Origin of the sequence: Sphingomonas jaspsi DSM 18422 (genome assembly GCF_000585415.1) — a bacterium.
GTDB lineage: Bacteria > Pseudomonadota > Alphaproteobacteria > Sphingomonadales > Sphingomonadaceae > Sphingomicrobium > Sphingomicrobium jaspsi.
The window spans coordinates 1899880-1913041 of sequence record NZ_KK073876.1 but is presented as its reverse complement, the minus strand read 5'-3'; the positions used below and the strand labels follow the sequence as shown (position 1 = coordinate 1913041).

The following is a 13162-nucleotide window of genomic DNA, read 5'->3' as shown; positions in this document are numbered from 1 at the left end:
CCTCAGTTGATCACACGAAACCCATTCTCCGTTCTATTTCCACGAAGCGCGCTTCCTTGCGGACCGGGTCCAGCAACGGGTCGTTGAGAATCCGGACCAGCCCGGCGTCGCGCAGCGCCAGGGCCTTTTCGAGATGGGCGAGCGCATCGTCGATCCGGCCCCACTGGGCCATGACTTGCGCCTGCTGGTAATGAACGGTCTCGCCGCCTTCCCTGACGAGCGCGGCCATTGCCGCGTCGGCGCCGGCGTCGTCGGCCTGCCGGCGCTTCACGATGGCGATGCCGCGAAGCCGCGTGGCCGGGTCCCGTTCCTGTTCGTAGTGGCTGAGCGCCGCATCCAAATCGCCGCCCAGCAGGGCGATGTCGCCAAGCGCGCCATGGACGTTGCTCGATTTCGGATTGATGCTCAGCGCGGTCCTGAACTGGCTTGCCGCGGCCTCGAAACTGCGCGCCGAATATTCGATCAGCCCGGCGTTGCGGAAAACGGTCGCATTGAGCGGGTCGAGCCGGGCGGCCCGGGCGATTGCCTCTCGGGCTTCGTCGAAGCGGCCGGTCCGACCGGCAAAGTTGGCATAGGCGGACAGGATGTCCGCGTTGCCGTAGCCCAGCTCGTAACTTCGCTGGTACGGCACAGCAGCGGCCTTGGCGTCGAGCTGCCCGTTAAACAGCGCGAACCCCAGCGCCGAATATCCTTCGGCCAGGTCCGGCGCGATCCGCATGGCGGTACGCGCGGCGTCGATGGACTTGGCGTAGTAGGCGGGGATTTGGTCTGACGATGCGTAATTGTTGGCGATGACCGTCAGCACGCGCGACCGTGCCGCGTGGGCAGCCGCGTAATCGGGATCGATCGAAACGGCCTGGTCGAACGCCGCCAGCGCCGCCATGTCGCTGTCCTTGCCGGCCGCCAGCCGGTAGAGCGCGGTGCCTTTCAGGTAAGCGTCGAAGGCGTCCGACTTCCTGGTGCCGCCGATCCGTTCCGACGGTCGCAGACCCTTGTCGAGATCGGCCAGCACGGCGTCCGCGACGAAGGCGGCAATGTCGGATTGCACCGACAGGCTGTCGCTCGCCGGCCGGTCGAACGTTTGCGACCAGCGATCCAGCCCGCTCTTGCCGTCGACGATGCGAGTGGCCACACGAATGGTCTCGGGCGAACGGCGGACGCTTCCTTCGACAAGGAAGCCGACCCCTAGCGAACGAGCCATGGTTTTCGCATCGGCCTGTCCATCCTTGAACGTATCGGACGACGCCTGCGCGGCGACCTGCAATTGTTCGGCCTGGGAAAGGGTGGTGCGCAGTTCTTCGGCAAGACCTTCGGAGAAATAGTCCTGGCCCGGGTCGCCGCTGAGGTTCCGGAACGGGATGACCGCAACGCTGGTCGCACTGGCGGGACTTCCGCGCAGCCACCACAGTCCGCCTGCGCCTGCCGCCAGTGCCAGCGCACCGCCGCCGAGCAGCGCATGGCGGCGCGACAGCGTCGGGCCTCGACCCGGCAGCGTTCGCTCGAGCGGCCGCCCGTCGACCAGTGAGCGGATGGATTGGCACAGAAGCTGGAATTCGCGGCCGTCGGCCCTGCCGTTCCAGCTTTTCAGGTTGATACGGTTGATCTGGCGAAAACCGAGCGGTGCCTCGGCGCCGTCGATCGATACCGGGACGAGGCGATTGTGATCGCGCGCGAAGCCGGCCTCGTCGCGCACCCATTGCGACCGTTTGGACTGTTCGGACCACAGCACTACCACGGCCCCGGCCGCGCCCAACGCCTGCTCGATCTTCTCCGAAAATTCATGACCGCCGCCGATAAGGCCGTCCCACCAGACGCTGAATCCCTCGCCCTGCAGGGCGGCGATCAGCTTTTCGGCAACGGCCTGGTCGGCGCGGGCATAGCTCAGGAATACGGTGGGCGAACCTGTCGCCGTCGCAGCCGCTTCCCGCTCTACATTCATGCGAAGGCGCCCCCAGCCTTGTTAACGGTCACGTTAACTGCATTTCGGACGCTTTGCCAAGCAATTGCTCGGCACGGCGGTGGGGCTTGGTTTCAGCGCCAGTCGCGCCGCCGGGCTTCCGCTTCGGACGATGCGTCCAGTGGCTCGCCGTCGATGCGGTCGTCGATCAGGGCGGCGAGGCGCGGATCTTCGCCCGCGGCCATCCGGTAATCGCCGCCAGCCTGCTTCGGCGCGAATAGTCCCTCGACTTTCCAGTCGCCACCCTCGCGGCAAGCCAGACCATCGCCAGCCTGACCGCTAAAGCTGCGGCAGGTCACGCCCGACTTGTCCTTGAAGGTCAGGCCGATGCGGATCGCTTCGTCGCTGCCTTGTGTCGACGCCAACTGCCGGTCGAGCGCGGTGTCCAGCGCGGCGGCCGCGTACAATTGACCGTCGCGGGTGACGACCGGCCCCGTGTCTCGCGAGGTCACCATCGCCCCGCCGACGACACCCAGCACCAGCGTCGCCGCAATGGCCGCCCACTGTGGAACGCCAAAGGCGTGTTTCGCCGCTTTGCCTTTGGCCTGGCTGAAGTCGATGACATCGGCGCTCTCGAAGCGGGGCGGGGGGGAGGCTTCTGCCGTCGCCGATGCGAACGCACCACGAAGGCCTGCTGTCAGCGCGCGATGCTGCTCGGCACGCTTCGCCAGGTCCGGACTGCCGGCGACGCGCGCTGCCACACGGTCCGCCGCCTCGCCATCGAGCTCGCCGTCGAGCCAGGCAAAGAATTCTTCTCCTTCAGTCATCTCAATTATCCTCGCCGAGAAGATTCAGCAGGGCTTTTCGTCCCCGCACGAGCCGGCTTGAAACCGTACCGATTGGCTGATCGAGAATCTCCGCGGCTTCGCGGTACCCGAAACCTTCGATCAGGATGAGCGCGACCACTTCGCGCTGTTCGTCGGGCAGGCGCTGCATCGCCGCCATCGCGGTCTTCAGGTCGATCGCCGCATCGGTCGCCGACCGGGGATCGTGACCGATCAGCTCGCCAGCTTCGGGCGGCGCTTCGTGTTCGCTGCGTCGAGTGCGCGAGCGCGCCGTGTCGATCCAGACCGTCCGGCAAATCCGGAAAATCCAGCTGTCGAAACGCGTGCCCGGCTGGAATTGAGAGCTCGAGCGGAACGCCTTTTCCGCGGCAGCCTGCGACAGGTCGTCGGCATCCGCCGGATCGCGAGTTAGCGCATGCGCAAAGCGGCGCAGCCGCGGCCACACCTTTTCCAGCTCGCGATCGAACGAAAAATGGACGGTCATTGCTCCTCATGGGGATGAAACGGCGCGGGTTCGACGTTTCATCCCCAAACGCATAGAAAAAGGTTCGATGATGTCAAAGATTGGAAAATATGGGTTGGGCGCGATGTTGCTGGCGGCGGCGGCCCCCTTGTCGGCGCAGTTGATCGGTGGCACCGGCGGGCTGCTGGGGCCGGTCGGCGGGGCCGTCGACCGCACGCTGGGTGCAGTGACCGGCCCGGTCACCGGACCGATTACGGGATCGCCGTCGGCATCGGGCGCGGATGCGCCGGTCGTATCGCTCGACCATGTCGCACCAAGTTTGGGCACCGCCGTATCAAGCGCGTCCAGCCTGCTGGAATTGCGCCGCCTGCGCATCGACAGCTTCATTCGGTCTAACAGGGATACGCTCGACCGCGACCCCGACGGCGCACCGGTGCGGCGGTCTGCGCTGGTTCTGATCGATCCCCAGGCTGCTGACCTCGACCAGCTCGCTTCTGCCGGTTTCCGTACCGTGCGCGACGAGCAGGCCGACGGACTTGGCATTCACATGGTCACGATGACGCCGCCCAAGGGCATGAATGTGCGCGACGCGGCGAAGCGCGTGGCAAAGATTGCGCCGGGCGTGCAGTTCGATTTCGACCATATCTACGAGCCAGCCGGCGGTGCGCTCGACCCGGTAGCCGGGAAGCTGGCGGCGGCGGTACCGTTCCGGCCCGGGACGCGGATCGCGATGATCGATGGCGGAATGGCCAGTCATCCCAGCCTGTCGCGCGCTTCGATCGAACAGCGCGGCTTTGCAGGTCCGGCCCAACCGACCGGTCACGGAACGGCGGTGGGCTCGTTGCTGGTCGGCAGCGACGGGGTGTTTCGCGGCGCCGCGCAGGGCGCCAATCTGTTCGTCGGCGACGTCTATGGCGGCAATGCGGCGGCGGGTTCGGCGACCGTTATCGTCCGCGCGCTCGCCTGGGCCGTGTCGAAGCGGCCCTCGGTCATTAACATCAGCCTGGTAGGACCAGCAAATGCCGTGCTGAAACGCGCGATCGACGCCGTCAGGGCACGGGGGATCGCGGTGGTCGCGGCGGTCGGTAACGATGGTCCCGCCGCTCCGCCGCAGTATCCGGCGGCCTACCCCGGGGTCATCGCCGTCACGGCGGTCGATGGCGGCGACCGGGCGTTGCGCGAAGCGGGGCGCGCCGCCCATCTCGACTTTGCCGCGCCGGGCGCCGATCTCGCCGCCGCTTTGCCTGGCAAGGGCTACACCGTCGTACGCGGCACCAGCTTCGCGTCCCCGCTTGTAGCGGCGCGCCTTGCGGCCGTGGGCAACGTCGGCGCACTGATGGGCGAAGCGGTGCCGGGCAAAGGTAAGGTCGGCAACGGCATCATCTGCAAGTCGTGCCGCATTGCGCCCAGGTCGGTCGGCATAAAATAATTTTCCGGGCCGGGATGAAGCGGCGGTCCGGTGCCGTTCTCCTAATCAGACGGGTTGCAAATCGACCCATCGGAAAAGGAGATTGACCATGTTCAAGACCAACATTCTCGCGCTTGCGATCGCCGGTTCGGCCCTCACCGCCGCTCCCGCCCAGGCACAGCTTCTGGGCGGCAGCGGCGGCCTCGGCGGTACGCTCGGCGGCGCGGTGAATTCGACCCTCGGCAGCGCCACCGGCAGCCTTGGCAACACGCTCGGAGGCACCTTGTCGGTCGACCGGTCGATCGACACGCGCAGCGGCAGCGCCAGCGCCAATGCCGGCCTTGCCGGGTCGGTCAGCAGCATCGCCAACGGCGCGGCCAGCGCGTCGGGCCTCGGTCAGGCGGTCGGCCTAGCGGGCAGCTCGTCGGTCGACGGCTCGGCCAGCGGCAACGGGTCGGCCAGCGCGCAGTTGATCGGCACCGACCAGATCGCCGGCACGGTAAGCGGCGTGCGCGACCGCGCGACGCAGGCTGTCGGCAATGTTCGCGACCGTGCAACGACCGCGGTCGGCGCCGCGCGTGATCGGGCAGCGGGGGCGGTCACCAACGTTCGCGACCGCGCCGCCTCGACCGTCGGTGCGGCCCGCGACACGGCGTCGGGCCTCGCCGGCAACGTCACCGGTTCGGTGAGCGCCAGCGGCTCGGCTGACGCCAGCAGTTCGGCCCGCGCCAACTAAATCGTAGAAATTGCTGACAATTGAGCCCCGCGTCGTCCAGATGGCGCGGGGCTTCGTTTCGCTCAAAATTGATCGGCGATCCGCATCAGCTTGGTCAACCGAGGCGGAGCACTGCTGCGCCAGCTGCGCTCCAGCCAGTCGGCGACCTGATCCCAGTCCACGTCGCGGCGGCTTAGACGGATGCCCAACCAGCCGCTCGCGCCATAATATTTGGGCCAGAAATAGATCTCAGGCTGGGCTTCGATCAGGCCGTTCATCTCATCCGGCCCACTCGCACGCACCAGCAGGCCGACCGATTCTTCACCATGGAAATGATCGGCCATGATCGCAAAATTCTTGGCCGCTTTTTCATTTCCCACGCCCCATCCCGGGGCACCATGGTTGGACTTGCGGATCACTTCGGGAAGGCGCGCGGCGAGGGCGTCGACCTGTTGCTCGATCCATGCCGCGTCGTACGGACGGGAAGCGTAGCGCGCGAGAATCCGCGGATAGAGCTGGTGCTCGGCGATGAGGACGCGGTCTTCAAGGCTTTCCGCGGTGTCGCTCGGCAGGATCGCCACCTCAACCTGACCGAGGATCTCGCCGCTGTCGAGTTCGGAGGTCACGAGGTGGACGGTCGCGCCGCTGACCCTGTCGCCATTGTCGAGGGCCTTCATCTGCGTGTGCAGACCCTTGTACTTGGGCAGCAGCGACGGATGGATGTTGACGATCCTGCCGGCCCATTTGTCGACGAAGGAGACGGGGATGATCTTCATGAAGCCGGCGAGCGCGATCAGGTCGACCTTCGCCTGCGCAAGCTGTCGGTTCAGTTTTTCCCAGTAGTCGGCGCCGAGCGCGCGGGCGTCCAGTCGCGCGACCCTCACCCCTTCGGCAGCGGCGAGCGAAAGGCCGAGCGCATCGGGCTTGTCGCCGCTAACTAGTACGACTTCATACGGGCAATCGTCGGCGCGGCCGGCGTAGATCAGCGCCGCCATGTTCGAGCCGCGGCCCGAAATCAGGACCGCGACGCGCGCCTTATCCATGGTGGGTGGCGGACCAGTCGTCGCGGGCGCTCCAGCTGTCCGCGCTACCCTTGACGGTGCAGCCCTTCTCGCCCGCCTCGATCGTGCCGATGCGACGGACTGTTTCGCCAGCCGCTTCGAGCGCCGCAGCGACGCGGTCGGCATCGTCGGCGCGGACGACGGCGACCATCCCGATGCCGCAGTTGAAGGTGCGCGCCAACTCGCCCGGTTCAATCGCCCCGCCCGCCTGCAGGAAGGCGAACAGGCGGGGCAGGGGCCATGCGTCGGCGTCGACCAGCGCATGACAACCGTCGGGCAGCACGCGCGGGATGTTTTCGAGCAGGCCGCCGCCGGTGATATGCGCCAGCGCCGCAATCGATCCGTCGCGAACCAGCGGCAGCAGGCTTTTCACATAAATGCGGGTCGGCTCGAGCAGCAGGTCGCCGAGCAGATGATCCTGGTCGAACAGGGCGGGCCGGTCCAGCTTCCAGCCGTTGCGCTCGATCAGCTTGCGAACGAGGCTGAAGCCGTTGCTATGCACACCCGAGCTGGCGAGGCCGAGCAGCACGTCGCCGACTTGCACCTTCGAACCCGTCAGCACCTTGGCCCGGTCGACTGCCCCGACGCAGAAGCCGGCAAGGTCATAGTCGCCGGCCTCGTACATGCCGGGCATTTCCGCCGTCTCGCCGCCAATCAGCGCGCAGCCGGCGATTCGGCACCCGTGCGCGATGCTGGCGACGACGCGGGTCGCGACGTCGTTGTCGAGCTTCGCGGTGGCGTAATAGTCGAGGAAGAACAAAGGTTCGGCACCTTGGACGACAAGGTCGTTGACGCACATGGCGACAAGATCGATGCCGACGCCGTCATGACGTCCGGTGTCGATGGCCAGCTTCAGCTTGGTTCCGACCCCGTCGTTGGCCGCGACCAAAAGCGGGTCGTCATAGCCCGCGGCCTTCAGGTCGAAGAACCCGCCGAACCCGCCGAGTTCGGCGTTGGCGCCGGGTCGGGCGGTCGATTTGGCGAGCGGGCCGATCGCCTTCACCAGTGCATTTCCGGCAGCGATATCGACGCCGGCATCGGCGTAGGTGAGCGGCTTGTTGTTCGGCTCGTCGGTCATAGGCGCACCGCCTAGCCATATCGCGCTTGGAATTCCACGCCATTGTCGCCAAAAGCGCAGGCAATGCAGTTTTCCCGTTCCAGGATCGCCGTCGCCGCCGCCTTGCTTGCCCTCGCCGCCATGGGCGGGGTGGTCGTTGCGCAGATGGAATCGGGGGACCGTGGGATCCTTCCGATCGACAGCAGCGGAACGCTGGAAGTGTCGGGAATCGAAGTGGATGTCGGCGGCGCCGACGCCGACAGTGCGCGCTATGCCGGCTGGCGCATCGCGCAGCGCGAAGGGTTCAAAAAACTTTGGGCGCAGGTGAACAAGCGCCCGGTCAGCCAGGCGCCCTCGCTCAGCGATTCGACGCTTGATGGCCTCGTCAGCTCGATCGTGGTCGAAAAGGAACAGATCGGACCCAACCGCTATATCGCGACCTTGGGCGTGCTGTTCGACCGCAGCCTAGCGGGTCAGTTGCTCGGCGTGTCGGGCGACGTGCGCCGCTCTGCGCCGATGCTGGTGATCCCGGTCACCTTCAGCGGCGGGGCGGCAACCGGCGTCGAATTGAAAAATGGTTGGCAGCGCGCATGGGCGCAGTTCCGCACGTCCCAAAGCCCAATCAATTATGTTCGCGTCAGCGGGCTTGGTGTCGATCCGCTGCTGGTCAACGCCGCGCAGGCGCGCCGGCCCAGCCGCAGCAGCTGGCGTAACCTGCTCGACCTTTACGGCGCCGCAAACGTGCTTATCGCCGAGGTGAAGGTCGACCGCCTCTATCCGGGCGGGCCTGCCAAGGCCCACTTCACCGGTCGCTTCGGTCCTGACGGCCAGATGCTGGGAAGTTTCGACCTTACGGCCAAGGACAGCGCCGACCTGCCGCGAATGATGGCCGAAGGCGTCCGGCAGATGGACCAACTCTTCGCGCAGGCATTCGATGCGGGCATTGTTCGCGGCGATTCGTCGCTCATCATCCTGCCGCCGGTCCCGGTGAAGGAGGAAGAGGAAGAAAAACCGACGACCGAATTGGCGGTGACCCAGGTCCAGCTGCTGGTGGCCTCACCCGATGCAGCGACCCTCAACGCCGCGTCGTCGTCGTTGCGTTCGCTCCCGGGCGTCGAAGGCGTTACCGAAGCCAGCCTTGCGCTCGGCGGTACCAGCCGCCTCGTCGTCAGCTATCGCGGCGATGCCGCTACGTTGCGCTCGGCGCTTTCGGCGGCGGGGTGGAGCGTCGATTATGAGGGCGGATTGATGCGCATCTCGCGCGGCGGCGCGGCGGCCACCCCATGAGCCGCCACGCGGACCAGATCGCGCTTCCGCTCGACTGGCCGCAAGTGGAGGACGACAGCCGATTCATCGTCGGTAACGCCAACCGCGAGGCGTTCGACCATTTCCAGAAGCTCAGCCTGTGGCCGGTCAAGGCGACACTGCTGACCGGTCCGCCGCGTTCGGGCCGATCGCTGCTCGCCCGATCCTTTGCGCACCGCACCGAGGGACGAATTATCGACCGTGCCGACACGCAGGACGAGGAGATGCTGTTCCACGCCTGGAACGCGGCGCAGGACAGTGGCAAGCCGCTCGTCATGATCGTCGACGAAGTGCCCCCGGCCTGGGACATCGCATTGCCCGACCTTCGCACCCGCTTGGCGGTGACCCCGATCGCGCGCATCGCCCAACCCGATGACGAATTGTTCCGCGCCATCATCACGCTGCTGTTCGCCGATCGCGGGCTCCATATCCCCGACGAGGCACTCAAATTCATTTCGTCACGAATCGAACGTAGCTACTGGGCGGCCGAGCGCGTGGTGGAGGGGATCGACCGTTTCGCCATCGCGGAACGGGCGCGGCTTACCCTGCCGACGGTCAGGCGGGCGCTGATCGACGCCGGGATGATCGATGGTTAAGGGGAGGGACATGGCGGGCGCGACGCTCTTCAACCGCGAACTGAGCTGGCTCGCGTTCAACCGGCGGGTGCTGGAAGAAGCGACCAATGTCGCGCATCCGCTGCTGGAACGCCTCCGCTTCCTGTCGATCAGCGGCAACAACCTCGACGAGTTCTTCATGGTGCGCGTGGCCGGGCTCAAGGCGCACCAGCTGCAGGGCGTGGAAGATTTGTCGGTCGACGGCATGACCGCGACGCAGCAACTCGACGCCATCAGCATCGAAGCCGATGCACTGGTCGTGGCGCAACAGGCCGAATGGATGGTGCTGCAGCAGGCGCTGGCCGAACAGGGCGTAGAGGTGGTGACGCCCGACCAGCTTTCGGCGGAAGAGAAAGTCTGGCTGGCCGACCATTTCCGCGAGCAGGTGCTGCCCGTCCTCACCCCGCAGGCAATCGACCCGTCGCACCCGTTTCCGTTCATCCCCAATGGCGGCTTCAGCCTGGTATTCGACCTTCGACAGGGCCGGAAGGCGGACCGGGTTATCGAACTGCTGATGATACCGTCGACCTTGCCGCGCTTCGTGCGCTTGCCGGGACGCCGCATCCGGCTGGTCGCGATCGAAGCCGTCGTGCAAGCCTATTTTGACCAGATTTTCCCCGGATTCGAACGCGTTGCCTCGGGTGTCTTCCGGGTCCTGCGGGACAGCGATATCGAGGTCGAGGAGGATGCCGAAGACCTCGTCCGCTATTTCCGCAGCGCCATCAAGCGCCGCCGCCGCGGGCGGGTCATCCGCCTCGAATTTTCCGCCGATACGCCGCCCGACTTGGAAGCGATGGTGCGCGATGGCCTCAGAGCGGATTCGGCGCTCATCGCGGAAAGCGCTGGCTTCATCGGCGTTGCCGCCCTCGACCAACTGGTCGACGTCGACCGGCCCGACCTCAAATTCCCGCCCTACACGCCGCGCTTTCCCGAACGCATCCTCGAACATGACGGTGACTGCTTCGCGGCGATCCGGGCGAAGGATTTTATCGTCCACCACCCTTATGAAAGCTTCGAGGTGGTGGTGGCCTTCCTGCGCCAGGCCGCAGAGGACCCCGACGTCGTCGCGATCAAGCAGACGCTGTATCGCGCGGGCAAGCAGTCCGCGATCATCGATGCGTTGGTCGCGGCTGCCGAAGCGGGAAAGTCGGTCACGGCGGTTGTCGAACTGAAAGCGCGGTTTGACGAAGAGCAGAATCTGATGTGGGCCAACCGCCTGGAGCGCGCCGGGGTGCAGGTCATATACGGCTTCGTCGAGCTGAAGACCCACGCCAAGGTGTCGATGGTCATCCGCCGCGAAGGCAGCATCATGCGCACCTACTGTCACTTCGGCACCGGCAATTACCACCCGGTCACGGCGAAGATTTACACCGACCTCAGCTATTTTACGGCTTCGCGGCGCGCGGCGCGCGATGCGGCCAAGCTGTTCAACCTCGTCACGGGCTATGTCCAGCCGAAGGGGCTTGAGCTGCTGACGCTCAGCCCCCGCGACCTCAGGTCGAAAATCGTGGCGCTGATCGATGCCGAAATCGCCAACGCGAAAGAGGGCAAGCCGTCGGCAATCTGGGCCAAGATGAACTCGCTGGTCGACGCGAAGGTGATCGCCAAATTGTACGAAGCGAGCGAGGCTGGCGTATCGATCGACCTTATCGTTCGCGGCGTCTGCTGCCTTCGTCCGGGGGTTGCGGGCATGTCGTCGAATATCCGCGTGAAATCGGTCATCGGCCGCTTCCTTGAGCATAGCCGCATCTTCGTGTTCGCCAATGGGGCGCGGCTGCCGCACCGCAAGGCCCGGGTGTTCATCAGCTCTGCCGACTGGATGCCACGCAACTTTGATCGCCGTGTCGAGTATATGATCCCAGTGGAAAATCCGACCGTCCATGCGCAGGTGCTCGACCAGATCATGCTCGCCAACATGATCGACAATGAGCAAAGCTGGTCGCTGAAGAGCGATGGCAGTTACGTCCGTGAAAAGCCCGGTCGCCGTCATTTCAACCTGCACCGCTATTTCATGACCAACCCGTCGCTGTCCGGGCGCGGCGCGGCGCTGGAAGGCAAGGCAGTGCCCAAGCTGCGCCTGACGCAGCGGGGCTGACGCATGGCGGTCAAGAAATTTGCCCCCACCGGCATCATCGACATCGGGTCCAACTCGGTGCGGTTCGTCGCCTATGGGGGGACGCCGCGCGTGCCCTCGACCTTGTTCAACGAAAAGGTGATGGCGGCGCTCGGCCGCGGCCTCGCCAAGGACGGAAGGCTTGAACAGGCGTCGATGGAGCTGACGCTGCAAGCGCTGGCCCGCTTCCGCCAGCTTGGCCGCGAGATGGGGCTCAAAACGCTGCACACCGTCGCCACGGCGGCGGTCCGCGACGCGACCAATGGCCCCGATTTCCTCAAGCAGATCAAGTCGGTAGGCCTCAAGCCTCGCATCCTGTCGGGGGAAGAGGAGGCCGAACTGTCCGGGCTCGGCGTCATCTCGGCCATTCCCAAGGCCAACGGCATCGTCGCCGACCTTGGTGGGGGCAGCCTCGAACTCATCGGCGTCGCACGCGGCGCGGCCGGAGACGGGGTATCGCTGCCGCTGGGCGTACTGCGGGTCGGAAAGTCGACGACGAACGAGCTCGACAAGGCGATCAGGGATGGCCTCAAGGGGTCTTTGCTGAAGGACGCCGCACGGGGGCACGGCCTGTATCTGGTGGGCGGGTCATTCCGCGCGCTGGCGTTGCTCGACATGAAGACGCTCGGCCACCCGCTGCCGATCGTCCACCACCACCGCATCCTGCCCGAACGGATCGCCGACCTTCGCGCCATCGTCGACACGCTGCCGACCGACGAGCTGAAGTCGCTGACGGGCATTTCCTCGGGCCGCTTGCCGACCCTGCCGACCGCGCTCAATATCCTCGAAGCGATGAGCGACGTGCTCGGGCCCAAGCGCATCCTGGTGTCCGCATTCGGGCTGCGCGAAGGTCTTCTTTACCGCGACCTCGACGCGCCGACCCGGGCCGAAGACCCGCTGCTGGCCGCCGCGCTGGAGGTGGGCGAGCGGCTGGGCCGCTTCGGCGACCATGGCGCGCTGCTCGACCAATGGCTCGACCCGCTGTTCCCGGATGAAAGCCCGGACCTGCAGCGGCTGCGGCTGGCGGCCTGCCTGCTCGGCGACATCGCCTGGAATGCGCATCCCGATTACCGCGCCGATCGCGCCGTCGACATGGCGGTGCATGGCAATTGGGTCGGCATCGATTCGCATGGCCGCGCGGTGCTGGGACGGGCGCTGGCCAGCGCGTTCGGCGACGATGGCGAATTCAGCCTCAAGCTCGCCTCGCTGCTGCGTCCCGGTGAGGACGAGCGGGTGCGCGCCTGGGGCAAGGCCATTCGCCTCGCGCAGCGGCTCAGCGGCGGGACCGAAGCGTTGCTGCGCAAGACCGATATCGGCCTTAGCAAGGGCAAGATCGTCCTTGCCATGCCGACCAGGCAGCGCGAGCTGTATTCTGACGCGGTCGAGCGGCGGCTCAACCAGCTCGGCAAGGCGATGGGCCGCGAAGCCGAAGTTCGCTTCACCTAGCCGCAGGCGACGCTTTCGACCCGATTGTCCCTGGTGAGGTGAACGGTAATCCGGTCGGAACGATAATCCATCGTCACCATCATGCCGTCGGCGACCCAGCGCAGCGCGGTGGCTCCGGATTTCGCCATCATCTGCCCGCCGAGCTCGGCGGTGGCAGGCTGCCCGACGAACGCGGACAGGCCGTCATTCTTGCACACGCCTTCATGCGCCGGAACCGCGTCGGGCGTGGTCATGCAGG

12 protein-coding genes are annotated in these 13162 nt (G+C 66.1%); 6 read left to right on the top strand and 6 right to left on the bottom strand.

Features of this window, described 5'->3' with window-relative positions; genetic code table 11:
• Positions 1 to 10: 10 nt before the first annotated feature.
• The 3 genes from G570_RS09765 to G570_RS09755 form a co-directional block, all read right to left on the bottom strand.
• Positions 11 to 1939 (bottom strand): TIR domain-containing protein, encoded by a 1929-nt coding sequence (locus G570_RS09765; protein WP_037501758.1) that lies wholly within the window; start codon positions 1937 to 1939, stop codon positions 11 to 13.
• Between the two features lie 92 nt (positions 1940 to 2031).
• Positions 2032 to 2724 (bottom strand): anti-sigma factor, encoded by a 693-nt coding sequence (locus tag G570_RS09760; RefSeq protein ID WP_037501754.1) that lies wholly within the window; start codon positions 2722 to 2724, stop codon positions 2032 to 2034.
• Between the two features lies 1 nt (position 2725).
• Entirely contained in the window at positions 2726 to 3226 is a 501-nt protein-coding gene (locus G570_RS09755) for an RNA polymerase sigma factor (RefSeq protein ID WP_037501752.1), read from the bottom strand.
• Between the two features lie 67 nt (positions 3227 to 3293).
• On the opposite strand from G570_RS09755, the gene G570_RS09750 reads away from it, so the two are divergent.
• Positions 3294 to 4634 (top strand): S8 family serine peptidase, encoded by a 1341-nt coding sequence (locus G570_RS09750; RefSeq protein WP_156930415.1) that lies wholly within the window; start codon positions 3294 to 3296, stop codon positions 4632 to 4634.
• A gap of 88 nt (positions 4635 to 4722) precedes the next feature.
• A complete protein-coding gene (locus G570_RS09745) occupies positions 4723 to 5349 on the top strand; it encodes a hypothetical protein (protein WP_037501749.1) in 627 nt (208 codons plus the stop codon).
• A gap of 62 nt (positions 5350 to 5411) precedes the next feature.
• On the opposite strand, the gene purN is transcribed toward G570_RS09745, so the two are convergent.
• Both purN and purM read right to left on the bottom strand, forming a co-directional pair.
• Positions 5412 to 6371 carry a phosphoribosylglycinamide formyltransferase gene (purN, locus tag G570_RS09740; protein ID WP_037501746.1) on the bottom strand — a complete coding sequence of 320 codons (960 nt, stop codon included), beginning with the start codon at positions 6369 to 6371 and terminating at the stop codon, positions 5412 to 5414.
• Positions 6364 to 7467: a phosphoribosylformylglycinamidine cyclo-ligase gene (gene purM, locus G570_RS09735; RefSeq protein WP_037501743.1), complete on the bottom strand. Its 1104-nt coding sequence runs from the start codon at positions 7465 to 7467 to the stop codon at positions 6364 to 6366. The genes purN and purM overlap by 8 nt, the downstream gene beginning before the upstream one ends.
• Before the next feature lie 63 nt (positions 7468 to 7530).
• Between purM and G570_RS09730 the strand changes: the two genes are divergently transcribed.
• Genes G570_RS09730 through G570_RS09715 form a run of 4 tightly spaced genes read left to right on the top strand, consistent with a single transcriptional unit; the run spans position 7531 to position 12924 of the window.
• Positions 7531 to 8733, top strand: a complete 1203-nt coding sequence (locus G570_RS09730) for a hypothetical protein (RefSeq protein WP_051504262.1) — start codon at positions 7531 to 7533, stop codon at positions 8731 to 8733.
• The gene (locus G570_RS09725) at positions 8730 to 9347 is read left to right on the top strand and encodes an HdaA/DnaA family protein (RefSeq protein ID WP_037501738.1); all 618 of its coding nucleotides are present in this window, start codon (positions 8730 to 8732) and stop codon (positions 9345 to 9347) included. The genes G570_RS09730 and G570_RS09725 overlap by 4 nt, the downstream gene beginning before the upstream one ends.
• Positions 9348 to 9357: 10 nt before the next feature.
• On the top strand, positions 9358 to 11460 hold the full coding sequence (locus G570_RS09720) for an RNA degradosome polyphosphate kinase (RefSeq protein ID WP_037501735.1): 2103 nt from the start codon (positions 9358 to 9360) through the stop codon (positions 11458 to 11460).
• Positions 11461 to 11463: 3 nt separating this feature from the next.
• Complete coding sequence (locus tag G570_RS09715; protein WP_037501732.1) at positions 11464 to 12924, top strand: Ppx/GppA family phosphatase; 1461 nt, start codon at positions 11464 to 11466, stop codon at positions 12922 to 12924.
• Here G570_RS09715 and G570_RS09710 read toward each other — a convergent pair.
• On the bottom strand, positions 12921 to 13157 hold the full coding sequence (locus G570_RS09710; RefSeq protein ID WP_245600282.1) for an I78 family peptidase inhibitor: 237 nt from the start codon (positions 13155 to 13157) through the stop codon (positions 12921 to 12923). The two genes, G570_RS09715 and G570_RS09710, sit on opposite strands and share 4 nt — an antisense overlap.
• Positions 13158 to 13162: the final 5 nt, after the last annotated feature.